Source organism: Tenacibaculum soleae, assembly GCF_001693415.1.
In the GTDB taxonomy this organism is placed as follows: Bacteria; Bacteroidota; Bacteroidia; order Flavobacteriales; family Flavobacteriaceae; genus Polaribacter; species Polaribacter soleae.
In genome coordinates this window covers 1,243,152-1,267,253 of the sequence record NZ_MAKX01000001.1, presented here as the reverse complement: position 1 = coordinate 1,267,253, position 24,102 = coordinate 1,243,152, and the positions used below count along the sequence as shown (strand labels likewise).

The following is a 24,102-nucleotide window of genomic DNA, read 5'->3' as shown; positions in this document are numbered from 1 at the left end:
ATTTTTGGTTTTTATTACGACTGACATTAAAATCAAATTAATAGAACAATGAAAGTAAAAAAATTAATTGCATTATCTGTCTTTGCAATAACAACTGTATATTCTACCGTAAATGCACAAGGGTTATTAGATGGATTTACATCTAAAAAAGGTGATTTATCTTTAACAACTTCTTTTTCTACTAGCAAGTACGATTCTTTTTATGTAGCTAATGTAAAAAAAGATGAAGTTCCTGTTCATGGAGAAATCAACCAAAACATAATTTCTCTTTATGCTAAATATGGTATTACTGACCGTTTATCAGTTGTAATAAACGTACCTTTTATTTCTTCTGACAATACAACAGGAGCTGTAGACCCTGTAAATGGAAAAAACTCTATCTCTGAGTTACAAGACATTTCAATAGCTTTAAAGTTAAATGCTCATAAAATTAATTTTGAAAAAGCAAACTTAAATATTATAACAGGATTTACCGCTGTTATTCCTACAGGGTATGAACCAAACGGTATTTTATCTTTAGGTAGTGGTGCATTCGGATTTGATGTAACTGCTGGTTTACATTTAAACACCGATAGTGGCTTCTTTTCTACTCTTTTTGCTTCTTATAATCTTAGAGGTGATGCTAACAATAATTTAACTCCTGGTAAAGATTTTGGGGTGCCAAATGCTTTTGTAACCACAGGTAAAATTGGATACGCAAGTAGTTTTATTTATGTTGAAGCTTGGGCTGATATTTTTAATTCTGAAGAAGGTGTTGATATTGGAAGTTCAGATTTTGCAGGTAATTTTCCTGAAACGAATGTAGATTATAAAAGAGTTGGAATTACTGTATATAAAAACATTATTCCAAAGCTGGGTGTTAGTTTAGGTTTTGGTAAAGTAATTGATGGTAGAAACATAGGTGAAGCTACTACTTTTTCAGCGGGTTTAACTTACAATGTGTCTTTAAAGTAATTATACATTTTTTAATAAACAAAAAAAGAGTCTTTTTAAGACTCTTTTTTTGTTTATTAACTTTATGTAAAGAATTACTTTAAAAGTGTAATTTAATTTTTCGAAGTACATCGTCTAAACCATTTAGTTGTAATTCATAAACCAACCCCATCATTTTACCCAATTTACCTTCTGGAAACCCTTTGTTTTTATACCATACTAAATAATACTCAGGTATATCAACTAAATAGGTTCCTTTATATTTACCAAAAGGCATTCGCATTTTTGCAGTATCTATTAAAAATTGTTGATCTGGTAGCATAAATTATGTTTATAAGAAATCCCGCATAAGCGGGATTTTTTTATTCTTTTCCGTCTACATATTCTTGCAAATATGAATATCGCTTAGTTAACTCACCATTATCAGTAGTCATCTTCGCTCTTGATAAAACTCCATCTTTATCATTGTTGTAAAAGGCAGGGATCACATGTTTTAAAAACATTTCACCAAAACCTTCACTTGCATCTTTTGGCAATTCACAAGGCAAATTATCTACAGCCATTACTGTAATTGCTTGTTCAGATTTATAATCAACTTCTTTTGCTGTTTTAGGATCATATCCATAAATAGGATCAGCGATGGTAGATGCTTTTATTGTTGATGCCACAGGTCCATCTACATCACAAGAAATATCTGCCACATACCTTATATTAAACGCTGATGATTTAGCATCTTCTCTTGTAAATAAATAAGGAGCACCATTACCGTAAAAATGCCCCGCAATAAAAAAATCTGTTTCCTTCGCGTATGGCATAAAATTACTTTCGTAACCTGTAGGGTCTTTATAAAAAGCAAACTTATCGCCTACTTTACCATCTTTACGCTTAGCATACTCCATTACATCAGCCATACAATATACTGGTTCTGTAAATTTTGATGTTAAATACAATGCATCAGAAATTTGTTTGATCCCTAAATGATCTAAAATTTCCTTAGCTCCGTAGGCAACTTTACCTGTTCCTGTTAAAAGAATTTTTAAATTCGGAAGTTTAATTTTATCTAACTCAGCTTTTACAGCATCTAAATCTACTAAAGTTTCTACTTTAGGTAGTTTGAAACTATTTTCTTTTAAACCAATTGCTCTAAATCCGTTATAAGCCCCTACCAAACCTGCATAACGCCCAAATCCGATTAATCGTGCACCGTTTTCTTTAACAATTGTTTCGTGGTCGTACATTTCAATATTTTTAGCCAACATTGTTTGTAACAGCTTACGATTGTAAGGCTGTTTTTTAATCGTATGACTAAAGTAGAAATATTTTTTATTTGGAATTAAATCATCTAAAGGAACTTCTTTTACGCCTAATAAAACATCACAATCAGTAACGTCATTTACAACTTTAAAACCTGCTTTTTTATATGCTTCATCTGAAAAAATTCTAATATCAGAACTTTCTACAACTATTTCAGCTTCTGGAAATTGTTGTTTAAACTCTTGTAATTTTTCTGGTGAAAACACAACACGTCTATCTGGTGGGTTTTTACGTTCTTTTATAATTCCGAATTTCATTCTTCTTTTTTTTATAAAAATTAAACAAATTAACTATTATTGTTGTAAATTAAAACAGCGTAGGCGAAAATACTTGATTTAAAAGTATTGTACAAATAGTATTTTCATATATTTGCAGCCCATATTTTTTTATAAAAAGTAATTAGTTTTTATTTTTTTACCAGAAAATATTGAAATCTTTAACATATTGGGGACGACTGGTTTTGACAGCAAGGTCAGTGATAATGTAAGCATACCGAGGAGTGAAGAGATTACTCGTTAAACTTTTTTCAACTTTTTAAACGGCGAAGATAACTACGCTTTAGCTGCTTAATCCGAATTATAGTAGGATTGGCCTAGGCACACAAGGTGTGCAAGCTTTATGTCCACGAACAGCCTTGGTTTACGGCGTTTCACTTTTGGGCATCGTAAAAGTAAACATAGAAAACTTGAAACTTTGGCTAGTTTTCGAAACTAAAGAAGATAAGCTTTTAACAGATTGTTCTTAATCAGTTATAAGTCGAAAATTAAGAAAGAACTAAGTATGTAGAAAGCCTTTGAGCTGCTTGTTTGGACCCGAGTTCGATTCTCGGCGTCTCCACTTTTAACCCTTATAAACCCAGTGTTTATGAGGGTTTTTATTTTGAGTTGATAATCGCGTTGATAATCTTAACTTATTAAATGTCAAAACTCTAATTTGTCACTTCTCTTCAAAATTAATAGTTTTATCCTAATTAAACTTAATTAAATATAAAATTATGACAAATTATTACGTTCCTCTTTTTTTGTTATTCATTGGAATTTACTTAATTCAAATAGGCGTATTTTCAAGACAATACACTAAGAAGCTAGCTCCCTATCTCTGGAATGGTAAAATTAATTGGAATCCAAATGTAGATAGATTAAAATTATTATTTTCTCTTACCCTTTTAATTGCTCCAGGTACTTTAATGAAATCTTTAATAAGACTTAATTCTAGCAATGCAACTATTAATTATTTAGGGTTTGGATTAATTATAGGGCTTTTAATATTTTTTATTTGGTTTCAGTTAAAAAAAATACCTATGCTGATTCCTTTTACTAAGGAGACAAATAATCAAGTAAAAATTAAAGCTGGAAGAAAAAAAATCTCACAATATAAGTTAGTAGCCTTAAAATATTTACTAGAAGAAAAATTTTACAGAAAAGATAGTTTCTTACAAAGTGATAAAGACAGAATAACTATTTGTAAAATGATAGTAAAAAAAGAAAAAAAAATAACGAATAGCGGAACATTAAAAAATGCTTTCAATAAATTAACAAAAGAAAATTTAGAAAGTTTATTCAAAAAAGATGAGTACAAGGTATACGTTCCTATACTTCTTGAAAATGATTTTATTAAAGAAAGAATAAAAATTAAATCATTTTTAGAAAAATTTCAATAATAACATATAAAAGAATTAATTCGAATTAATTCTCTTATATCTTACCTCTCATATTTGTGCTAGATAAACAAAAAAACACATGATTATGGCACAAACATATGTAGATCCATTTGGACAAATTTTTAATCAATTAAATGAATTAAAAAAAATAGTTCTTGAAATAAAAGAAAAACCTGAGGACTATACTCTTAATTATTACACAAGAGCTGAGGCTGCTCAAATCTTAAAATTGTCAAAACAATCGATTGACAATTACATTAATGATGGACGCATAGAGGTTCAAAAAGTTGGACCTAAAAGAAAACTAATCCACCATTACCAAATTTTCAATAAAGATCAAACATTGAAAAACTTCAAGTATAAAAGAAAAGCGTGATTGCTTCTACCAATCACGCTTTAAATTTTTTCCAAAACACAGTATTAACTACCGTGTAATACAAATATACGGTTTATTCTCTAATTAATTATGGAACAAATACCATACTTAAGAATTGGTACGTCTTATTTTAAAATAGTTCAAGTCCCAACAATTCATAATCAATTTAATGAAACTCTTATAAAATGGGATAGAAATACCATTATACAAGATCATAACAGAAACTATTTAACTAAAATCCCAAAATACGATGGAAGCATATGTTTCCCTAATCACATTAATTTTTCTAAAACCATTCATAGTTTCTATAACACTTACTCCCCTCTTTCTCATAAACCTAAAAATGGAGAAATACAAAATACCTTAAACTTCTTCAAACACATTTTCGGTAGTCAACTAGAGTATGGATTAGATTACTTTAAACTATTGTATGAAAAACCAACACATTCATTACCTGTTTTATGTTTAGTCAGTAAGGAAAGAGCAACAGGTAAAAGTTCATTTCTAAAATATCTTAAAGAAGTCTTTGGACACAATATGAGTTACTTAGATAGCCACTCCATTAACAGTAATTTTAATCTAGACTGGGGGAATAAGTTAATATCAGGAATGGACGAAGCCTTTGTGCAAAAAGAAGAAATAACTGAAAAAATAAAATACTTATCAACTGCTAATAAAAACAAAATAGAAGCTAAAGGAAAAGAACGTTTTGAAGTGGACTTTTTCGGCAAGTTTATTATGTGCAGCAACAAAGAAGATTCTTTTATTAAAATTGATGCTGATGAAATTCGATTTTGGGTTATTAAGATTCCAAAACTACAGTTTGAAGATGTTAATTTTCTGAGCAAATTAACATCTGAAATTCCTGCATTCTTAAACTTTACATTAAAACGAGAATTTGCTAGTGAAAGAAAAACTAGAATGTGGTTTACCCCACAACAAATTCACACTACAGCTTTAACCAAACTTGTAAATAACAACCGAAATAGAGTTGAAAAAGAAATTGCCCATTTACTAATTAGTGTTATGGAAAAATTCGATTTAGAAGAAATCAATTTCAGTATAATGGATTTGCTAAACGCTTTAAATAAAACTCGTATTAAAACCGATTTAACACAACTTAGAAAACTACTTAAAAACAACTGGAAATTACCTCAAAAAAACAACTGTTTTAAGTATCAAAAATTCTCTATTCTTAGCGATGGTGAAATTGTGTTATTAAACACAAAAGGAAGGTTTTTTACACTTAAAAAAACATTTTTACTCAAAAACTTTGATGATTTGATGACAGAGTAAACTTTTTAGTTAATAAACCTAGTAAATACAATAGGTTAAGCCGTCATCAAAATCGTCATCAAAGCGTCATCAAGATTTAAAGTTGATGACATCAATAGAAAAAAACTGATGACTTGATGACATTTTGATGACGCAACAAAGTCTTACAAATAAAGAAACACAGACGTTTCGTCATCAAATCATCAACTTTTACACATTTTTTTATACACCACGAATTATGAAAATAAACTGTTCTAAAGCTAAAAAAATAGACTTTGTTTCTTACTTAAAAAAACAAGGATTTACTCCTGTAAAAAACACTCCAAATTCTGTTTGGTTTTGCTCTCCTTTTAGGAATGAAAAAACACCTTCATTCAAAGTCGATATTACTAAAAATATTTGGTACGATTTCGGAGAAGGTGTTGGAGGCACAATTATCGATTTTATTCAAAAAATCAATAACTGTTCTATTAAACAAGTATTGGATACTTTAAACACAAATAGTTTTTCTTTTCATCAGCAACCTCAAAAAAAACAACCTCCAGCTAATACGTATTCCATTAAGAAGATAACCGAACTAACCAATCCGCTGTTATTAAATTATCTATCTACTAGAAAGATAAATATAGAATTTGCTAAGCGTTTTTTATTTCAAGTTCACTACTCTTTCAATGCTAAAAAAGAGTATTTCGGAGTTGGATTTATGAATGATTTAGGTGGGCTAGAAATTAGAAATAAATACTTTAAAGGCTGTTTAGGCAAAAAAGCTATTACAACAATTAACAATAATTCTGGTATAATTTCTTTATTCGAATCTTGGTCTGACTTTCTTTCTTATTTGACTTTAAAAAAAATAATTCCAAATGAAAATTTTATCATTTTGAATTCTACTTCTCTTACGCAAAAGATTCCTGAACTAATTAAAGGTTATTCAAAAACCAAATGCTTTTTTGATAATGATGAAGCTGGAAACAAAGCTTTAAAACACCTTCAAAAAAAAGTATCTAAAGAGTTAATTGACTGTAGAATTCATTATAAAAACTATAATGATCTAAACGATTATCTAATGTCAAAATGTACCTGATTTAAGGTAGCAAGTTGAACAGGGGCAAAACCCCTATTATTCAACTTGCTCTGCGAGGCTTAACTACTGTAAATGTGATTATTACATTCATCAACTATTTATAAAACTTTATAACCAAACTATAACCAAGAACTTAACCCACTGAATAACAGTGCTAAAAATTATAACATGAAGAAAAAAAGTATAATTATTGACGAATTCCATCATAAAGAGTTAGTAAAAATTTCCAATGTATTCGGTGCTAAATATGGAGACTTTACCGAGTCCATGATCCTTTATTTTAAAAAGACAGGTATCAACCCCTTAGAAACTACAAATGATAATCCTGCTACAATGATTAAGGTGTTAGATAAACGAATTGTTTCTTTCTTAAAAGTTCAAGAAAGAGATATTCTAAAACCTTTAAGAAATGAAATTTTTGAATACTCTGCTGAGCAAAAAAAGCAATATGAAAATTTATCAAAATGGATTCAAGATGCAATAATAAAAGTAAACAAATTTGATTCAGAAAGAACACAAACTACAAATCAAAAACTTAAAATTATTTCTCAAAAAATAGAAGATATTGAGAAAAACATGAAAAAAGAACAAGAAGCTATTTACACTATATGTGAATTAATAGATCAAAAAAACAAATCTGGACTTAAAGGTAAATTAAACTCAATTTTCAACAATGCCAATTAGCAAACCTCACAGTACATTAGGAGCTGCTAATACTGGTAGCTGTTCTAATCTCGCATTATATTTAGAAAAGGAAAATCATGATTTAGATAAATTGTTACTAGTTCAAAAATCTTCTGAAGCTAAAAGGAACATTGAAGGAAGAAAACAATTCTTTTTTTCACATAATGAACAAAATATTAGCACCAATGAAGTTATCAATTCCATAGACACTAACATAAAGAAGTTAGGTAAAAATGATGCTAAATATTTTGCTCCAACTATTAGCTTTAGCCAAGAAGAACTAAAACATATTCTTAGTATAATTTCTAAAAATGATGAAATTAAAGATATATGGCAATTAAATACAACTCAATACAGAGAGTATAACCGTATCATAATAGAATATGCTAGAAAAGTAATGACCAACTATGCTGCAAATTTTAACAGACAGGAAAAAGGTCTAATTTCTGGTGATGACTTGGTTTATTTCGGGAAAGTTGAACATTTCCGACGATTTAAAGGAACTAACGAAGAAGTTATAAAAGGAGGCTACAAAGCAGGTGACCTGAAACCTGGCATTAACACTCATATACACATTATTGTTAGTAGAAAATGTAAAAATCAACGGTTAAAACTTACTCCTACTACAAAAGAAAGAAAAACTGACAGGTCTATTGGAGGAAATAAATATCGTGTAGGTTTTGATAGAATGCAATGGATTAACACAAACGAAACAACTTTCGACGCTTTCTTTAACTATAAAAGAAAAGAACTCGAAAAATTTCAAAATCAATACATACTTAAAAATGGCTCTCCTAAAGAAATAAAAAAACTGAAAAACAAGATCAAGTTAAAAGAAACTTTAATTACAAAAGAAAACATCCATGAGCAAAAAAATACTTATCACACATCAAAAAGGAGGTACAGGTAAATCAACACTTACTTTTAACCTAGCACAAAACATTTCGAAAAACGCTTCGGTTGCTATTCTTGATTTAGACTTACAAGGAAGTCTTTCATCTGTTAAAGATTTGGTTACAGACTTTGAAATTATTCCGTACAAGGGAAGAATTAAAGAAATTCAAAATTTAGACTATGATTTCATTTTCATTGACACTCCGCCTTACCTATCTCAACAATTACCTGAATTAATACAGGTAGCCGATTTAATCATTATACCAACCAAAGCAGGTGTACTAGATTTATTAGCCATTAACAGTACTATCGAATTAATTGAAAACGAAAACAAACAAGAAAAATCTATGCTGGTTTTTAATATGATTAAACCCAATACTACACTGACTCTAGATATTTTAATAAGCTTAGAAGAATACAACATTCCTATTGCCAAGACTCGTATATCTGACTTGGTTGCTTTTACTCGTTCGGTTTTAGTAGGTGGAGTTAATAATAAAAATGCTCAAAAGCAATTAGACAACCTAACAAAAGAAGTACTAACAAAACTCATATAATTCTATAAATACATATTTATATAAAACTACAATTCTAGCATTATGGAAAAACAAAATTTTAATGATTTAATCAATAAAGCTAAAGCCAATAACCAAGTTAAAACGATTCAAAAGGTAGTTCCTATCCCAGTTAAAGAAACTGAAGAAGTTCAATTTTCTTTTTACCTAGATAAAAACCTGCTTAAAAAGATTAAACAACGAGCTTTAAACGAAGATAAAAGTATCAAATACATCATTAATAAAGCTTTAGAAAACTATATTAAAACAACCTAACATTTAAAATATCTGTAGTATCTTGCAATAGATTTACAGATGTAAAAATAAGACATATTAATTTATAAAGCGTTTAGCTTTTGATTTGGGGTCAGAAAATCGCCAATTTTAAATCCACCAATATCGAAGTTAAGACGCCCACGTACAGCGTGGGCTCTTTCTTGTGGTGGATGGGTGTTTGGCGATACCTCTGATTCCCAAGATTAGAGTTCCACGCTTTACTTTTTTATAAAAAAATTATGGCCGACATTGACAAACTAATTAATGAATTTTCATTACCAGAACTATTCGCTGAACATAAAATACTTGACAAAGAAATAGAAGAATATAGAGATGTGTTATCAAATTCCTATAAATATAAAGCTGTTTCATTTGAGTTTATAGCTTTAAAGCACCAAAATTTAGAAATCAATAAAGATATTATATTTAATACTTTAAAATTTTACCAACGTCTTACTAACTTATAACTTCTAAATCATACACAAGAATGAATTTAAAAGAATTATTACACTACAATATAACTTCTTTTTTAGAAAAAGGATTAATTGATAATGAATTAGATTTTCAAAGAGGGAAAATTGCAAGTAGAAAATTACGCCTGTTATCTAAAGAAAATGAAAAAGTTAACAAAACTCGTAAAGCTTTAAATAAATTACTGTACAATTACGAGCAAAAACATTGGGCAGATTTTGAATCGGTAACAGACGAACAAATAAAAGAAAGTGAAATAGCTAAACAAACAGCATCAAAAGAAATAATCATTTTTTAAACAAAAAATTAGAACACCTAATAACAAAATTATTATTCTCTTTTTATAGAAAACTACTTTTATATAATTATGGAATTCCATAAGTATATAATGGTCTTTTTTAGTATTTTTAGGATTCTAAAAAAGAAAAAAAATTGAAATTCAACGAAGATTCGAGAGTTAAGATACCTAGTATACTGCATTTAATGAAGTTAGGGTATACTTACCTATCACTAAAAACTGCTAAATGGGATGTAGAAACAAATATATTTATCGATATATTTAAGGAGCAACTTCAAAAAATAAATCCTAAGCTATCTACAAACGATATTCAAAAAGTATATGATGAAGTTTCATTATCGCTAGAAAATGAAGATTTAGGTCGTGCTTTTTACAATAAGCTAATTGATCAATCAGAGATTAAACTAATCGACTTTGAGAATTTTGATAATAACTCATTTCACGTTGTAACAGAACTTCCATATCAAAAAGATGATGAAACATTCCGACCAGATATTATTTTGTTAATAAACGGAATGCCTTTGGTGTTTATAGAAGTTAAAAAACCGAATAACAGAGATGGTGTTTTAGCAGAGCATAAACGTATGCAAACACGTTTTAGGAATAAAAAATTCCGTAAGTTCATTAACTTTACACAATTAATGGTATTTTCTAACAACATGAATTATAGCGATGACGATTCACTCATGTTGGAAGGTGCTTTTTATAGTACAACAAACTACTACAAACCGATATTCAATTATTTTAGAGAAGAAGAAACATTCGATTTAGAGAAATTATTACAACCTCTTTCTGACGATGAAGAAAATTTTGTTTTAAAAGACACTAATTTATTAAGTATTAAAAACGCTAAAGAGTTTGCTACTAATAAATCTCCTAATAAACCTACAAATAGTATATCTACTTCTTTATTCCAAAGAGATCGTTTGAAATTCATTTTACAATATGCCTTTGCATATGTAGAAGAAGAAAACGGTTTGGAAAAGCATATCATGCGTTACCCGCAGTTGTTTGCAACAAAAGCTATAGAGAATAAGTTAGAGAATGGTTTAAGAAAAGGGATTATATGGCATACACAGGGCTCTGGTAAAACAGCCTTAACCTATTTTAATGTAAAACACTTAACCGACTATTATCAGAAAAAAGATATCATCCCTAAATTCTATTTTATTGTAGATAGGTTAGACTTATTAATTCAAGCTGCTAAAGAATTTACAGCACGAGGTTTAATAGTACATAAAATTAACAGTAGGGACGAGTTTACAAAAGATATAAAGTCTACCAAGGTAATTCATAACGATTCTGGTAAAGCAGAGATTACCGTAGTAAACATTCAGAAGTTTAAAGACGATCCCGATGTTATTAAAAACAACGATTACAATTTAAGTGTACAACGTGTATTTTTCTTAGATGAAGTACACCGTAGTTATAATCCTAAAGGAAGTTTTTTAGCCAATTTAGAATTAGCAGATAAGCATTCAATAAAAATAGGATTGACAGGTACACCTTTATTAGGTAAAGAATACAACTCTAAAACCTTATTTGGAGAATACATTCACAAATATTATTACAACTTATCTATTAAAGATGGCTATACTTTGCGTTTAATACGTGAGGAAATAGAAACCAATTATAAGTTGGCTTTAAAAGAAGTTTTAGAAGAACTTCAAATTTTACAGGGTAACTCCGATAAAAAAGTAATCTATTCCCATAAAAGGTTTGTAGCACCTATGTTAGATTATGTGGTAAAAGACTTAGAGCAAGGTAGAATAGCCATGAGCGACAATACTATAGGTGGTATGGTCGTTTGCGATTCTTCTGATCAGGCAAAAATGATGCATGAGTTGTTTTTAGAAAAGTATGCTGTAAAACCAGAAGCTCAATTGGGTATGGCAGCAGAAACAGAGTTAACCTACGCTATTAAAAAAACAACTTCAGACGTTAAAACTGCGCAAGTAATCTTACATGACATAGGTACTAAGCAAGATAGAAGAGATTGGGTAGCCGATTATAAAGCAGGTAATATAGATTTCTTGTTCGTTTACAACATGCTGTTGACTGGTTTTGATGCCAAACGCTTGAAGAAGTTGTACATCGGACGAAAAATTAAGAGTCATAACTTATTACAAACACTAACTAGAGTAAATAGAACTTACAAAAATCATAAATACGGTTTTGTAGTAGATTTTGCTGATATTCAGAGAGAGTTTGATAAAACTAATCAGGATTATTTTAACGAGTTACAGTCTGAGTTAGGTGATGAAATGGAGCATTACTCCAATTTATTTAAATCAGCCGAAGAAATTAAGGAAGAGATTGAAGAAATAAAAGATATCTTGTTTAAATACGATACCGAAAATGCAGCTATTTTTAGCGATCAAATTTCGGAGATTAACGAACGTACTGAAATTAGACAACTAGCTAAGGCATTAAACAATGCTAAGGAATTGTATAATTTAATTCGTTTATCGGGTAATTTTGAATTATTAGAAAAACTAGATTTCAGAAAACTATCGGTATTATCTCGTTTAACAAACGATCGTTTAGCATTAATCAATACCAAAGAAGCATTAGAGCATAATGTGGAAACCGCTAATATATTAAACACCGCTTTAGAAGATGTTATTTTTGCATTTGTAAAAGTTAAGGAAGAGGAAATGGTATTGGCAGATGAGCTTAAAAATACCTTAGGAAAAACACGTGAAATGTTAGGAGGAAACTTCGACCAGAAAGATCCTGTTTTTGTGTCACTACGTGAGGAATTGGAACGCTTATTTAAAAAGAAGAATTTAAGTGAAGTTTCTAAAGAAGAAATGGAAGCTAACATTAAAGCCTTAAATGTTATTTATGATAAAGCCAAAAAGTTAGAGCGAGAAAACCAATTGCTTAGAGCGAAGTATGATTACGATGCTAAGTACGCTCGCATACACAAACGACTATTAGAAAAGAATCCGTTAACGGATAGTGAACGTAAATTGTTTGAAGCTTTAAAAGGATTAAAAACAGCGGTAGATAAAGAAATATTACAGAATGCTAAGATTCTAGAAAACGAAAGTTATGTAGAAAAAATGGTTATGCGTTTGGTAGTGAACCAATTTAAAAAGGAACAAAATATTCCTATTACTACTACCGATGTAAGGCGTATTAATAGTATTATAGTTAAAGAATATATGAACGAATACAACGGATACGTTGCTTAATATAAATAAATGACAAGTACAGTACAATTTGAAACCCAAACCAAAGCACTAATTGATGATTTAAAAAGTGTATGTGCCAATTACGGTTTAGGGAATGACGGAAACGAGTTTAAAGTAATTACTCAAGTGTTTTTATATAAATTTTTGAACGATAAATATGTTTACGAATTAAAGCAATTGGAACCCGATTTAGCGAATGCTGAAAATTTTGACGAAGCCTTAAAAAATTATTCCGATGATGATTTAGAAATGTTAAGCATGCAAATTAGCGAGAATACAGCACGTATTGCTCCTAAAAACTTATTGTCGCGTTTGTTTGAACAACAAAATAAAGACAAATTTGCAGAGGTTTTTGATCAAACCTTATTGGATGTTGCTAAAGCCAACAATGACATTTTCTCGGTAAAAACTAAGGGAGGCGAAAAAATAGTCTTGTTTGAAAACATTAGCAAATATGTTACGGATAGTAGAGATGCTTTTTGTAAGGCTTTAGTAAACAAACTAATTACGTTTAGCTTTGAGCATATATTTACCCAAAAGTTTGACTTTTTTGCGACTATATTTGAGTATTTAATAAAAGATTACAATACCAATAGTGGTGGTAAATATGCAGAGTATTTTACACCTCATGCTGTAGCTAAAATTATGGCAGCTTGTTTGGTGACAGATGATACTGTAAACAATGTTACCTGTTATGATCCTAGTGCGGGTTCAGGTACTTTGTTAATGAATATTGCGCATGCTATTGGAGAAGATAAATGTACCATTTACTCTCAAGATATTTCACAAAAATCCTCTGCTTTATTGCGTTTAAATTTAATTTTAAACAACCTGATACATTCCATACAAAACATTATACAAGGGAATACCATTCAGCATCCGTACCATAAACAAGAAAACGGACAGCTAGAACAGTTTGATTACATTGTATCTAATCCACCTTTTAAATTAGATTTTTCTGATTATAGTGCCGATTTAGATTCTAAAGCCAATAAAGAACGCTTTTTTGCGGGCATCCCAAAAGTACCTGCCAAAAAGAAAGAATCAATGGCGATATACTTGTTGTTTATACAACATATTATGCACAGCTTATCTGCTAAAGGTAAAGCGGCTATTGTAGTACCCACAGGTTTTATAACTGCGCAAAGTGGTATTGATAAAAAGATTAGACAAAAATTAGTGGAAAGTAAAATGCTAGCCGGTGTAGTTTCTATGCCATCTAATATTTTTGCTACTACAGGAACCAATGTAAGTATTTTGTTTTTGGATAAAATGAATACTGAGGATGTGGTATTAATTGATGCCTCTAACATAGGAACCAAAGTAAAAGACGGTAAAACTCAGAAAACGGTTTTAAGCGAAGCTGAAGAACAACAAATTATTGATGTTTTTAACAGTAAAGAAGCTAAAGAAGACTTTTCTGTAGTTGTTTCTTATGATGATATAAAAGCTAAAAATTACAGTTTAAGTGCAGGACAATATTTTGAAGTAAAAATTGATTATGTAGATATTTCTGCGGATGAGTTTACTAGTAAAATGAAAAATTTTGAAAGTAATTTAGAAGGTTTGTTTTCTGAATCTAAAAATTTAGAAAAAGAGATTCATAAGAATTTAAAGAGTTTGAACTATGACTGAATATAAACTCGAAGAATTACTTAAAATTAAAAACGGTAGAGATTACAAACATCTCAACCAAGGTAATATTCCAGTTTATGGAAGTGGTGGTTTAATGAGGTATGTTGATGAATCTCTTTATGAAGGTAAAAGTATTTTATTACCAAGAAAAGGAACATTAAGTAATATACAATATGTAAATGAACTATTTTGGACAGTAGATACTATTTATTATTCTATTGTTGATGAAAGTAAAGCTGACCCTTATTATTTGTATAATTATATAAAGCTATTAGATTTAAGTCATCTTAATACAGGAACGGGAGTTCCAAGTATGACCTTCGGCGCTTATTACGATGTACCTATTAAATTACCAAGTCTTAATATTCAAAAACAAATAGCCAAAGTTCTTTCAGATTTAGATGCCAAAATAGAAATCAACAATAAAATAAACCAAGAATTAGAAGCGATGGCAAAAACGCTCTATGATTATTGGTTTGTACAATTCGATTTTCCCGATAAAAACGGAAAATCTTATAAGTCTTCTGGTGGTAAAATGGTTTTTAATGAAGAATTGAAGCGGGAGATTCCTGAAGGTTGGGAAGTGAAAACTATTGATAAAATGGCAAATAGAGTTTGTGTTGGTTTCGTAGGTAAATGCCAACCATATTTCTGTTCCCAAACGGAAGGTATTCCGTTAATAAGAACGGGTAACTTAAGCTTAGCTGGGCTTGATATGAATAATTTAGTTTATGTGAATAATGAATTTCATAATAAGAATTTAAAATCTCAGTTGAGATCTGGTGATATTCTAGTTGCAAGACATGGAGACAGTGGACTTTCATCAATTTATTATAAAAAGGAGCCAGCAAACTGTCTCAACGTTGTTGTTGTTAAACCAGAGGATAATACAGTTTATTCAAGTGAATTTTTATATCAGACACTGAATACAAAACATATAGTAAAACAAATAAAATCGACTTCAGGTGGGTCTGTACAAGGCGTGGTCAATACTAAATCAATTGCAGATGTAAAATTGGCTGTACCATTGAACAAAAACATTCAAAGAGCTTTAGATAAAAGTATTATTCCAATATATAAAAGAATTCATAACAATAAAGATGAAAACCAAAAACTATCAGAATTAAGAGATTGGTTATTGCCTATGTTAATGAATGGGCAGGTAACAATGCAAGAATAAATAAATTACTATGAAAAAAGAAAAAGACAACAACATATTACTAATAATAACTATAGTAATTGTTATTTTAATTTTCATCGGTTCTTTTGGCCAAGTAAATATTGCTATAGAAAAAGAAGAAAAACCAAGTAATACTAATGAAAGTTATTTAAACTCACTTCAAAAAGAATATCAAAAACTAAAAGCATTAATAAAGCAAAAAGAAGCCTTAAATATTCGGCTAAACAAAAAGTTTAAACGCATTTATTTTGGTGTTCGCTTAGGCTTAACACTTGTATATCTTGGCTATAATGCTTTGCTATTTTTTATTTTTAAAATTACCGCGCTAGGAGATCTTTTAAATTGGAATCAACTTGCAATCATTATCATTTCTATTTTTTCTTTCATAGCATTTGGTACGTTTGCTAATGTTAAAGAATACATTCATAATTTAAAAATGAAACTAGAATCTAGCGTTTATAAAAAATATGTAACTCTTAATGACGAATTAATAGTTCATAAACAAAAAGCTATAGAACTCACAACTACCATAAATGAGGTACAATTAAAATTGTCAACTCAAAATAATTACGAAAACGCTCTTTTAGAAGAAAAAATGCTAGAAAGGAAATAAAATTAAGATTGAAAAGAAAAGAAGAAAATGAATAAAAAAATTGGAATATTTGAATTTAGTGATAGTTTTTTAGTTTTTGTATGTCAAGAACTACCATGGTATTTATTAATTGCTTGGTTAATCTATGCGCTATTAGCTGTTACAATACCAAACAAAATTAAAAAATATACAAACTACTATTTAATTGAAAGCATACCTGCAACATTTGTTACCATAGGATTATTAGGTACATTTTTGGGGATTGCTTATGGTTTAATTAACTTTAATACAGACCCAAGTGCAATTAAAGATAGTATTTCTGGTTTATTAGAAGGTTTAAAAACAGCTTTTTATACTTCAATATTTGGTATCGTATTTTCTTTAGTATTTAAAATAATTATCAATTTTAAATTAAATTCTGGTGTAATTACAAACCCAGAAGATGATAAAGAATTAGACTTTTACCGTTGTATCAATAATAATTTAATAGACATAAACAAACAGACAAGAAATTCTTATGACGTACTTCATGATATTAGAGAAAATAAGTTAAAAAACATTTCAGATGGTACCAAAGGACTACAGAAAAAGTTAGATAAGTTTTTTAAAAGTATGGCATCACAGAGTGCAGATGCAATTCAAGAAGCTTTAATGACAGTAATGGTAGATTTTAATGAAACATTTAAGGAGCTAATAAGTCAATTAGTTTCTAAAAATTTTGAAAACCTAACAGCATCTATAGATCAACTTATTATTTGGCAAAAAGACTACAAAGGTGACATTACTTTAATTAAGGATTCTTATGAAAAGTTAGCAAAAAATCATGAAGACTTTGTTAAAAATACAGATAATTGGGTTTCTAAATTAGATTTAATTGCTGGTAGTAGTAGTCAACTACAAACAATTATTGATGATTTTCAAGCTGCTTTCGATGATAAATCAAGGTTTAGTGAAGTAATCTCTAACATTAGCTTCTCGGTAGAAAACTTAAAAAACACAAGTATTGCTGTAAATGAACATACAAATCAATTACAAAATACTACAGAAGCATTAAATTTAACTAAAAATGAAATTACCGATTGGCTACATAAAGAAACTAGTGTACAATCTATGGTATCTGCTCTATCTGAAAGCTTAATAGAATTAAAATCATTTGAAGTAACACAAATAGAAGATTTAAACCAAGAATTTTTAAATCGCCTTAATAATACTTTTAAAGGCTTAGATGAAATAATGAAAGCTCAATTACAGTTGCTTATTAATAAAACAAAATAAGTATGTCTAGAAGAAAAAGTCAAGATTCTTATTGGATTTCGTTTTCAGACATTATGACTGGGCTTATGATTATTTTTATGTTTATAGCTATAAATTATATCATACAAGTAATTGAATACAAATTTGTTGAGCAAGATATTTATAATGCATTACAAGTAAATTTAAAAGAAGAATTAAATCAAGAAACAATAGAATTATCTCCAGATGGAACTGTACGTTTTAATTTCAAAAAAAAGAATCAAGAATTATTTACATCTGGGAGATCAAAAATGACCAAAGAATTTAAAAAGAGGTTAAATATTTTTACACCTAAATATTTAAAAATTATAACAGCAAATAATTATATTAATAATATTTCTGAAATTAGAATAGAAGGTCATACTGATACAGATCCGCCAAAAGACAAGAGAAGAGATAATTATGATTATAATTTAGAGTTGTCTTCAAATAGAGCAAGATCAGTTTTAAACTATATTAGAAATCACAAATCTTACAAAGAATACCCAGACAGTATAAAAAAAAGATTAGATTTTCTTTTTACATCAAACGGGCTATCCTTTTCTAGAGCTTTAAATAAAAATAAAGATATTATCTATTTATCTTCTGATAAAAAAGTTAACAATGAACTATCTCGTAGAGTAGAATTTAAAATAGTTACATCAAATAAAGATTTGGTTGAAGAGATTGTTAAAACAAAAGAAAAATGATATATGATTTTCACAAAGGCGATTTAGCTGAATATATTAAAAAACTCTCATTGACAGAAATAAAAAAAAATAGTAATTATTTTTTTGAACCTATAGAAAACATAAACTACTCTCAAGTAGAACGAGAAGGAAATAGATTTTTTTACAAAAAAGGAGAAGACGCTTTTATGATGTTTTCATATAAGTACAAAACATTTATTTTAAAAAACAAAAAACTACCAAGTTTTCATGTTTGTAATTGCAGAACAATTAAAGAATATAGTGGTTTTGTTTTTTCCAGTAAAATGCCTGTAAAAGTATATTGCAATGATAGAAAACTGGAACTAAATGAATTACAAAAACTACCTTTATGTGGAAATTGTGTTTCAGAAAGTCAAAGGAGTTTTTATAAGTTTTTAGCAAAAGGTAAACCTTGGTTTGACTATGTTATAGAATACGCAAATTCTAATGCTGATATAGCTAAAAAAACAAAGAAAGATGGTTATGTAATTATGTGGAAACAAATTTCAGAAGCTATCCGAGAAAAAGCAGCTTATTGTTGCAGTAATTGTAATATTAATTTGGAAAATGAAAAATATTTTTTAGAAGTACATCATATAGATTCTGATAAAAAAAACAATAATTACAATAATTTAAAACCTCTTTGTGTATTGTGTCATGCTACAGTAAATACTAATCATTTATTAAACTTTAAATCTGAACCTTTTAAAGTAATTAATTTTATAGAAAAGAATAATGGTTATATAAAAGCTAATAATTTAAAAAGTTTGCAAAAGTGGGAAAAAAAAAATAATACAGACACAAATAAAAATTACTTGACAATAAAAAACAGCTATGAATAAATACGGCTTAATTGCTATAAAAAGCACACAAAATTTTAAAGAAAACTATTCTATAACAGAAATATACTCAAGAACTGCTCAAGTAATATTTGATTCCAAAAGCTCTCAAGAAAAAAGCTGCCCTAAAGCTACTTATCTAGGTTTATGTGAAGAAGGGTTGGTTAAAGGAATACCCGAAGGGAAATATACTAGGTCTATTGACAATAAAGCGTATGCTGTAAAAGCTATTAAAATATTAAAACAAACTAGTCAAACTCTATTTTCACCAAAAGAATTATGGGAACAACTAGAGCTAGGAAATAAAAGTCATAATTCTCAAATGGATGTTGTGTTGGCACTTTGGGAGAATGGTTTGATTGTGAATTAAAAAAATATTGAAAAAGAAGATAAATGAATACAATTGAAATAATAAAAGAAAATGCCATACTCCTTAATAAACTAAGTACTAATGAAAATGAGTTATTCGAATATATAAACAAAAGACAAGAAAATTTAGAAGAAGTTATAAGTAATTACAAACCTGAACGAGACTTTAAACCCGTAAATACTCTCCGCTTTTTAATAGCCAACGAACTTAAAAAAGGGAATATTTTGGATCCAAATATTTTAGAGCAGTTAAAAGCGGCAATAGAAAAAAGAGATGTTTCAAGATATTACGATCTAAATGATTCTGTGAAACAAAGTTTGATAAATTACAAGAATAGTAAAGTAGGTATGTTTCCTAATTGGAAACATGCTTTTAAAATTTTGTTTCCATTCATTCATAATTCTGCGAAAAATGAGGAAATAAAAAACCTATTAAATAAGTTGGCAAATAATATCATAGAGGATAACGGATTAGAGAATGTTACTAAACATATTGTAAGTTTTCAAGGTTCACAAAATTATGGCTCAGATAGAGTTTGGGTTGCTATAATTCCTAAAACGGCTCCTAGTGTCCAGTATGCATATCAATTATTCTTTACAATTGATTTAAATGGTTTAACTGGAGGTATCCATAAAGGTCATAATTTAACAAAACAGAAATTTCAAAATCAAGATTTAAGATTTAATGTTTGGGATGATTATCTAAACCACACTATAAATAATAAAGATGAATGGTCTCAACTAAACTCTAAGGTGGATTTTATTTTTATAAAAGATCAAAAGGAATTTGAAAAAACTGTAAAAAAAGGAAATATCAATGCTCTATCAAACTATTTTAATATACTAGATAGCCTAAAAGAAGACTTAGATATCCAAGACGAAGAAAGGTTTGTATTTAGTATAGCCAAAAATCGTTTGAGTTTTCAGGTAGGGAAACGCTATTGTTTGAATGTCAAAAAAGAAACTTTTGATTACATTTCAAATAAAGACTCAGAACCTGATAATAGTAAAAGAGAAGTGTTTTCTGGTGAAGAAAGCACCTATCTTTATAATGACAGAAAATTTGAAGAAGTTTTAGATAACTATAAGGAAATAAAATTTGCTGTAGAAAATGAAATAGAAAGGGACAATCACGCTCTGGCCAAATCTTATGATAATTCTGCCTTTAGAAAAGCTTTATTTGATAAAGAGTATAGAGAAAATATTTTAAACCAAAACGGTACGAAAAATAAATATTACTTAGTTGGCGCATATTGGGATGACAGAACACCTATGAATCAAACTGAAAGATTTGTCAATGAGGGTATTTGGGAAAATGGATATGAAGATAAGTTTCTTAAAAATGTTAATGAAGTTGCTGTTGGAAGTTTTATAGCCATAAAATCTGCTTTTACAAGAGAAAAAACAAAGTCTGTAATGTCAATTAAAGCTAGAGGAATTGTAACTCAAAATTTAAAAGACGGAAGGAATTTAAAAATAAATTGGGAAAAGAATTTTAATCCGTTTGAAGTTAATTTCGGAGGGTACCTAACCACAATAAAAGAGGTGAAAAAAGCAATACATATTAATGCTATTTGGTCAAAAAATAAAAATATGGAAAACGTTAAACAAGAATTTATTGACTGGTTAACTAATAAACCAAAATCCAATTACTTTAATAACGATGAGGAAGTATTAAATCGATATCTAGATAGTTATAATACATATTTTGATGCCAATATATTTGAAGTCTCAAAATCAAATTATAAAACTATAATAGAAACTATAGATAAAGTAGCATATCAAGATGAAAATAGTGTTTTTTTTAAATATAGTGATGGAGAGAGTAATCATAGACCAAGAGCAATTTTAGGTAAAACTAATTATTATCAATTTTTAGAACAGAAATTTAGTACATCACAAATGATTAGTGTAAAACCTAACTCGAACAAAACACCTGTAAATCAAATACTTTATGGACCTCCAGGAACAGGAAAAACGTATGCTACTATTTCTAAAGCTGTTGCCATTGCAAATCCTGGTTTTAACTTACATCAAGCTCGTTCTATAATTAAAGATGAATATCAAAGGCTAGTAGATTTAAATCAAATTGTATTTACAACTTTTCATCAATCAATGAGTTATGAAGAATTTGTAGAAGGTATTAAACCACAAACCAAAGATGGATTAGTAACATACGAAATTAAAGATGGAATCTTTAAAAAAATATGTAATGATGCCGAATTATATAGCTCAGATAAAGTAGTTTCTGTATCTAAAAAAGTAGATTTAGATAAAAGACTCAAAAAGTTAAGAGACGAATTAGAACAGTCTGAAGATTCTAAAGTTGAAATTGCAATGACAAAAAAAACTTATCATATAACATCAATAACAGACAAGCATATAAAGTTTAGAAAAGCATCTGGAGGAACTGGTCATGATTTAGTAATAGACACTTTAAAAGGCATTGCACTTGGCGAAAGAGATATTATTGGAGGTTTAAGGTCTTACTACGATTATTTATTACAGTTTTTGAATGCATATAATATTACTGAAGAAAACATTGAAGAAAACAAACCTTTTGTATTAATAATAGATGAAATAAATAGAGGAAACGTATCTCAAATATTTGGAGAGCTTATTACTTTAATAGAAAAAGACAAGCGTTTAGGAGAAGATGAAGCTTTGAAAGTGCAATTACCATACAGTAAAACTAAATTTGGAGTACCTCCAAATCTTTTTATAGTTGGAACAATGAATACAGCTGATAGATCTGTAGAAGCTTTAGACACCGCTTTACGCCGTCGATTTGAGTTTAAGGAAATAATGCCTAAGCCAAGTTTGTTAGAGTTAGAAATTGGTGGTATAAGTTTAAAAGAACTTTTAGAAACTATAAATAAACGTATAGAAATTTTATTAGATAGAGATCATACCATTGGGCATTCTTATTTTATTAAGTTAAAAGAAAATGATACTGTGGGCTTAAAAAACGCTTTTAAAAATAATATTATTCCATTGTTGCAAGAATACTTTTATGGCGATTATGAAAAAATAGGTTTGGTTTTAGGGAAAGGTTTTTTCAATGAAGAAACGTTAAGGTTTGATAAAGAGATTTTCGCTTCTTTTGACACTCAAAACTATCCTGAAAAGGGAAAAATATTCCATTTAAAAACTATAGATGAGAATTTCGATATCATAAAAGCAATCAATATTCTTTTAAAGAAAACTATAGTAAATGAATAGAATTCAAGTTTTTGAACATGAGTTTTTACCTATTGAAGGGGTATTTAAAGAAAATCATTTTGTAGCATTATCAAAATTAAATGAATTGCATAATGATAAGTATTTTAAATTACGTCATAATGGAATAAAGTTTAAAGAATATGTTGGTGTTATTCAAGTAGAAGGCTTAACTATTGAAATATTACCAAAAATTGATAGTGATACAAATAGCAAAGCTGTTTGGCAAAATGCTTTGATAGAAATGCTTAGAGTTACCAAAAAGCTTAAAGTGCAAAAAGTAGGTGAAGCAAATGTACAAAAGCAACAAATCCATTTACTAGATATTTATTTTGAATGGTTTCTTACAGAAATTAATTTACTAATGCATCAAGGGTTAATAAAGCAATATTATAAAGAGACTAAAAACGTAAAAGCTTTAAAAGGAAAATTAGAATTTTCTGGTCATATATCTAAAAATATCATACATAAAGAACGTTTTTATACTACGCATCAAATTTATGATAAAGACCATTTAGTACATCAAATCTTACATCAAGCTTTAGATATTGTTTCTAACTTAAGTAAGGGAAACTATTTGTATCATCAATGCAAAAAAACATTTTTACATTTTCCTGATGTTAAAAAAATAAAAGCATCCGAAAATACTTTTTCAAAAGTTCCTCAAAATAGAAAAACAGCTCCTTATAAAACGGCTTTAGCTATAGCAAGGCTTATTATATTAAATTATGCGCCAAATGTTTCTATAGGATCAGAAAAGATGTTAGCATTACTTTTTAATATGAATTCACTTTGGGAAGAATATATTTTAGCAAGACTAAAAGAGGAAGAAACCAAAAACTTAAAGGTATTTGGACAAAATGATAAATATTTTTGGAATGGTATAACCATTCGACCCGACATTATTATTGAGAAAAAACAAGGAGAATCAAAAGAAACTTTTGTTATTGATACCAAATGGAAAAAAATAGACAACGCAAAGCCGTCTACCAATGATTTAAGGCAAATGTATGTTTATAATGATTATTGGAATGCTCAAAAAGCAATATTATTATACCCTTCCACAAAAACGGATTTTGGTGAATTTATACACTTTGATAAAATAGATAGTAAAGAAAAACACCATCAATGTAAATTGTCAAAAACAACTATTTTTAATGAAAATAATATTTTAGATGAGAATATAGCTAGAAGAATTTTAATCGATTTGAAGCTTTTAAAAACATCGTAAATACAAATATTACTTTAAACAAAACTTACCTCGTTC

23 protein-coding genes and 1 other RNA gene are annotated in these 24,102 nt (G+C 28.7%); 22 read left to right on the top strand and 2 right to left on the bottom strand.

The window, feature by feature from the left end:
- The first annotated feature begins 48 nt into the window (after positions 1 to 48).
- Positions 49 to 954: a transporter gene (locus BA195_RS05900; RefSeq protein ID WP_068703369.1), complete on the top strand. Its 906-nt coding sequence runs from the start codon at positions 49 to 51 to the stop codon at positions 952 to 954.
- A gap of 79 nt (positions 955 to 1,033) precedes the next feature.
- Here BA195_RS05900 and BA195_RS05895 read toward each other — a convergent pair whose 3' ends face one another.
- Both BA195_RS05895 and BA195_RS05890 read right to left on the bottom strand, forming a co-directional pair.
- Entirely contained in the window at positions 1,034 to 1,255 is a 222-nt protein-coding gene (locus tag BA195_RS05895; protein ID WP_068703367.1) for a DUF3820 family protein, read from the bottom strand.
- A 40-nt stretch (positions 1,256 to 1,295) separates the two neighbouring features.
- Entirely contained in the window at positions 1,296 to 2,504 is a 1,209-nt protein-coding gene (locus BA195_RS05890) for an NAD(P)-dependent oxidoreductase (RefSeq protein ID WP_068703365.1), read from the bottom strand.
- 189 nt (positions 2,505 to 2,693) lie between these two features.
- Between BA195_RS05890 and ssrA the strand changes: the two genes are divergently transcribed.
- From ssrA to BA195_RS05785, 21 genes are all read left to right on the top strand, one after another.
- Positions 2,694 to 3,087, top strand: a transfer-messenger RNA (tmRNA) gene (gene ssrA, locus BA195_RS05885).
- A gap of 154 nt (positions 3,088 to 3,241) precedes the next feature.
- Positions 3,242 to 3,907: a hypothetical protein gene (locus tag BA195_RS05880; protein ID WP_068703363.1), complete on the top strand. Its 666-nt coding sequence runs from the start codon at positions 3,242 to 3,244 to the stop codon at positions 3,905 to 3,907.
- An 85-nt stretch (positions 3,908 to 3,992) separates the two neighbouring features.
- Positions 3,993 to 4,283 (top strand): helix-turn-helix domain-containing protein, encoded by a 291-nt coding sequence (locus BA195_RS05875; protein ID WP_141677654.1) that lies wholly within the window; start codon positions 3,993 to 3,995, stop codon positions 4,281 to 4,283.
- A 90-nt stretch (positions 4,284 to 4,373) separates the two neighbouring features.
- On the top strand, positions 4,374 to 5,579 hold the full coding sequence (locus BA195_RS05870) for a primase-helicase family protein (protein ID WP_068703359.1): 1,206 nt from the start codon (positions 4,374 to 4,376) through the stop codon (positions 5,577 to 5,579).
- Positions 5,580 to 5,796: 217 nt separating this feature from the next.
- A complete protein-coding gene (locus BA195_RS05865; RefSeq protein ID WP_176714954.1) occupies positions 5,797 to 6,642 on the top strand; it encodes a toprim domain-containing protein in 846 nt (281 codons plus the stop codon).
- A gap of 168 nt (positions 6,643 to 6,810) precedes the next feature.
- Positions 6,811 to 7,326, top strand: a complete 516-nt coding sequence (locus tag BA195_RS05860) for a BfmA/BtgA family mobilization protein (RefSeq protein ID WP_068703358.1) — start codon at positions 6,811 to 6,813, stop codon at positions 7,324 to 7,326.
- Entirely contained in the window at positions 7,316 to 8,236 is a 921-nt protein-coding gene (locus BA195_RS05855) for a DUF5712 family protein (protein ID WP_068703356.1), read from the top strand. Before BA195_RS05860 ends, BA195_RS05855 begins: the two co-directional genes overlap by 11 nt.
- Positions 8,190 to 8,777, top strand: a complete 588-nt coding sequence (locus BA195_RS05850) for a ParA family protein (RefSeq protein WP_068703354.1) — start codon at positions 8,190 to 8,192, stop codon at positions 8,775 to 8,777. The genes BA195_RS05855 and BA195_RS05850 overlap by 47 nt, the downstream gene beginning before the upstream one ends.
- A 42-nt stretch (positions 8,778 to 8,819) precedes the next feature.
- Positions 8,820 to 9,050 carry a ribbon-helix-helix domain-containing protein gene (locus BA195_RS05845; RefSeq protein ID WP_068703352.1) on the top strand — a complete coding sequence of 77 codons (231 nt, stop codon included), beginning with the start codon at positions 8,820 to 8,822 and terminating at the stop codon, positions 9,048 to 9,050.
- Positions 9,051 to 9,289: 239 nt separating this feature from the next.
- Entirely contained in the window at positions 9,290 to 9,517 is a 228-nt protein-coding gene (locus BA195_RS05840) for a hypothetical protein (protein WP_068703350.1), read from the top strand.
- Positions 9,518 to 9,537: 20 nt separating this feature from the next.
- On the top strand, positions 9,538 to 9,819 hold the full coding sequence (locus tag BA195_RS05835; protein ID WP_068703348.1) for a hypothetical protein: 282 nt from the start codon (positions 9,538 to 9,540) through the stop codon (positions 9,817 to 9,819).
- A 134-nt stretch (positions 9,820 to 9,953) separates the two neighbouring features.
- A complete protein-coding gene (locus BA195_RS05830; protein WP_068703346.1) occupies positions 9,954 to 13,019 on the top strand; it encodes a type I restriction endonuclease subunit R in 3,066 nt (1,021 codons plus the stop codon).
- A gap of 9 nt (positions 13,020 to 13,028) precedes the next feature.
- Positions 13,029 to 14,654 (top strand): HsdM family class I SAM-dependent methyltransferase, encoded by a 1,626-nt coding sequence (locus tag BA195_RS05825; protein ID WP_068703344.1) that lies wholly within the window; start codon positions 13,029 to 13,031, stop codon positions 14,652 to 14,654.
- The gene (locus BA195_RS05820) at positions 14,647 to 15,834 is read left to right on the top strand and encodes a restriction endonuclease subunit S (RefSeq protein ID WP_068703342.1); all 1,188 of its coding nucleotides are present in this window, start codon (positions 14,647 to 14,649) and stop codon (positions 15,832 to 15,834) included. The genes BA195_RS05825 and BA195_RS05820 overlap by 8 nt, the downstream gene beginning before the upstream one ends.
- A 10-nt stretch (positions 15,835 to 15,844) precedes the next feature.
- Positions 15,845 to 16,447 (top strand): hypothetical protein, encoded by a 603-nt coding sequence (locus BA195_RS05815; RefSeq protein WP_068703340.1) that lies wholly within the window; start codon positions 15,845 to 15,847, stop codon positions 16,445 to 16,447.
- Between the two features lie 27 nt (positions 16,448 to 16,474).
- Positions 16,475 to 17,701: a MotA/TolQ/ExbB proton channel family protein gene (locus BA195_RS05810; RefSeq protein WP_068703338.1), complete on the top strand. Its 1,227-nt coding sequence runs from the start codon at positions 16,475 to 16,477 to the stop codon at positions 17,699 to 17,701.
- A gap of 2 nt (positions 17,702 to 17,703) precedes the next feature.
- Positions 17,704 to 18,408 (top strand): OmpA/MotB family protein, encoded by a 705-nt coding sequence (locus BA195_RS05805; RefSeq protein ID WP_084443081.1) that lies wholly within the window; start codon positions 17,704 to 17,706, stop codon positions 18,406 to 18,408.
- Complete coding sequence (locus tag BA195_RS05800; RefSeq protein ID WP_068703336.1) at positions 18,405 to 19,250, top strand: HNH endonuclease; 846 nt, start codon at positions 18,405 to 18,407, stop codon at positions 19,248 to 19,250. The genes BA195_RS05805 and BA195_RS05800 overlap by 4 nt, the downstream gene beginning before the upstream one ends.
- Positions 19,243 to 19,617: a DUF6979 family protein gene (locus BA195_RS05795; RefSeq protein ID WP_068703334.1), complete on the top strand. Its 375-nt coding sequence runs from the start codon at positions 19,243 to 19,245 to the stop codon at positions 19,615 to 19,617. Before BA195_RS05800 ends, BA195_RS05795 begins: the two co-directional genes overlap by 8 nt.
- Positions 19,618 to 19,640: 23 nt before the next feature.
- Complete coding sequence (locus BA195_RS05790) at positions 19,641 to 22,838, top strand: McrB family protein (RefSeq protein ID WP_068703332.1); 3,198 nt, start codon at positions 19,641 to 19,643, stop codon at positions 22,836 to 22,838.
- Positions 22,831 to 24,066, top strand: coding sequence for an McrC family protein (locus BA195_RS05785; RefSeq protein WP_068703330.1), 1,236 nt, complete (start codon positions 22,831 to 22,833; stop codon positions 24,064 to 24,066). The genes BA195_RS05790 and BA195_RS05785 overlap by 8 nt, the downstream gene beginning before the upstream one ends.
- Positions 24,067 to 24,102 lie beyond the last annotated feature (36 nt).

What these genes read in the sequence shown, in the direction of transcription:
- BA195_RS05870 (WP_068703359.1), top strand. Translation starts at nt 4,374, where the DNA reads ATGGAACAAATACCATACTTAAGAATTGGTACGTCTTATTTTAAAATA.
- BA195_RS05815 (WP_068703340.1), top strand. Translation starts at nt 15,845, where the DNA reads ATGAAAAAAGAAAAAGACAACAACATATTACTAATAATAACTATAGTA.
- BA195_RS05865 (WP_176714954.1), top strand. Translation starts at nt 5,797, where the DNA reads ATGAAAATAAACTGTTCTAAAGCTAAAAAAATAGACTTTGTTTCTTAC.
- BA195_RS05805 (WP_084443081.1), top strand. Translation starts at nt 17,704, where the DNA reads ATGTCTAGAAGAAAAAGTCAAGATTCTTATTGGATTTCGTTTTCAGAC.
- BA195_RS05845 (WP_068703352.1), top strand. Translation starts at nt 8,820, where the DNA reads ATGGAAAAACAAAATTTTAATGATTTAATCAATAAAGCTAAAGCCAAT.
- BA195_RS05785 (WP_068703330.1), top strand. Translation starts at nt 22,831, where the DNA reads ATGAATAGAATTCAAGTTTTTGAACATGAGTTTTTACCTATTGAAGGG.
- BA195_RS05835 (WP_068703348.1), top strand. Translation starts at nt 9,538, where the DNA reads ATGAATTTAAAAGAATTATTACACTACAATATAACTTCTTTTTTAGAA.
- BA195_RS05810 (WP_068703338.1), top strand. Translation starts at nt 16,475, where the DNA reads ATGAATAAAAAAATTGGAATATTTGAATTTAGTGATAGTTTTTTAGTT.
- BA195_RS05855 (WP_068703356.1), top strand. Translation starts at nt 7,316, where the DNA reads ATGCCAATTAGCAAACCTCACAGTACATTAGGAGCTGCTAATACTGGT.
- BA195_RS05860 (WP_068703358.1), top strand. Translation starts at nt 6,811, where the DNA reads ATGAAGAAAAAAAGTATAATTATTGACGAATTCCATCATAAAGAGTTA.
- BA195_RS05900 (WP_068703369.1), top strand. Translation starts at nt 49, where the DNA reads ATGAAAGTAAAAAAATTAATTGCATTATCTGTCTTTGCAATAACAACT.
- BA195_RS05800 (WP_068703336.1), top strand. Translation starts at nt 18,405, where the DNA reads ATGATATATGATTTTCACAAAGGCGATTTAGCTGAATATATTAAAAAA.
- BA195_RS05895 (WP_068703367.1), bottom strand. Translation starts at nt 1,255, where the DNA reads ATGCTACCAGATCAACAATTTTTAATAGATACTGCAAAAATGCGAATG.
- BA195_RS05820 (WP_068703342.1), top strand. Translation starts at nt 14,647, where the DNA reads ATGACTGAATATAAACTCGAAGAATTACTTAAAATTAAAAACGGTAGA.
- BA195_RS05850 (WP_068703354.1), top strand. Translation starts at nt 8,190, where the DNA reads ATGAGCAAAAAAATACTTATCACACATCAAAAAGGAGGTACAGGTAAA.
- BA195_RS05795 (WP_068703334.1), top strand. Translation starts at nt 19,243, where the DNA reads ATGAATAAATACGGCTTAATTGCTATAAAAAGCACACAAAATTTTAAA.
- BA195_RS05825 (WP_068703344.1), top strand. Translation starts at nt 13,029, where the DNA reads ATGACAAGTACAGTACAATTTGAAACCCAAACCAAAGCACTAATTGAT.
- BA195_RS05840 (WP_068703350.1), top strand. Translation starts at nt 9,290, where the DNA reads ATGGCCGACATTGACAAACTAATTAATGAATTTTCATTACCAGAACTA.
- BA195_RS05875 (WP_141677654.1), top strand. Translation starts at nt 3,993, where the DNA reads ATGGCACAAACATATGTAGATCCATTTGGACAAATTTTTAATCAATTA.
- BA195_RS05790 (WP_068703332.1), top strand. Translation starts at nt 19,641, where the DNA reads ATGAATACAATTGAAATAATAAAAGAAAATGCCATACTCCTTAATAAA.
- BA195_RS05880 (WP_068703363.1), top strand. Translation starts at nt 3,242, where the DNA reads ATGACAAATTATTACGTTCCTCTTTTTTTGTTATTCATTGGAATTTAC.
- BA195_RS05890 (WP_068703365.1), bottom strand. Translation starts at nt 2,504, where the DNA reads ATGAAATTCGGAATTATAAAAGAACGTAAAAACCCACCAGATAGACGT.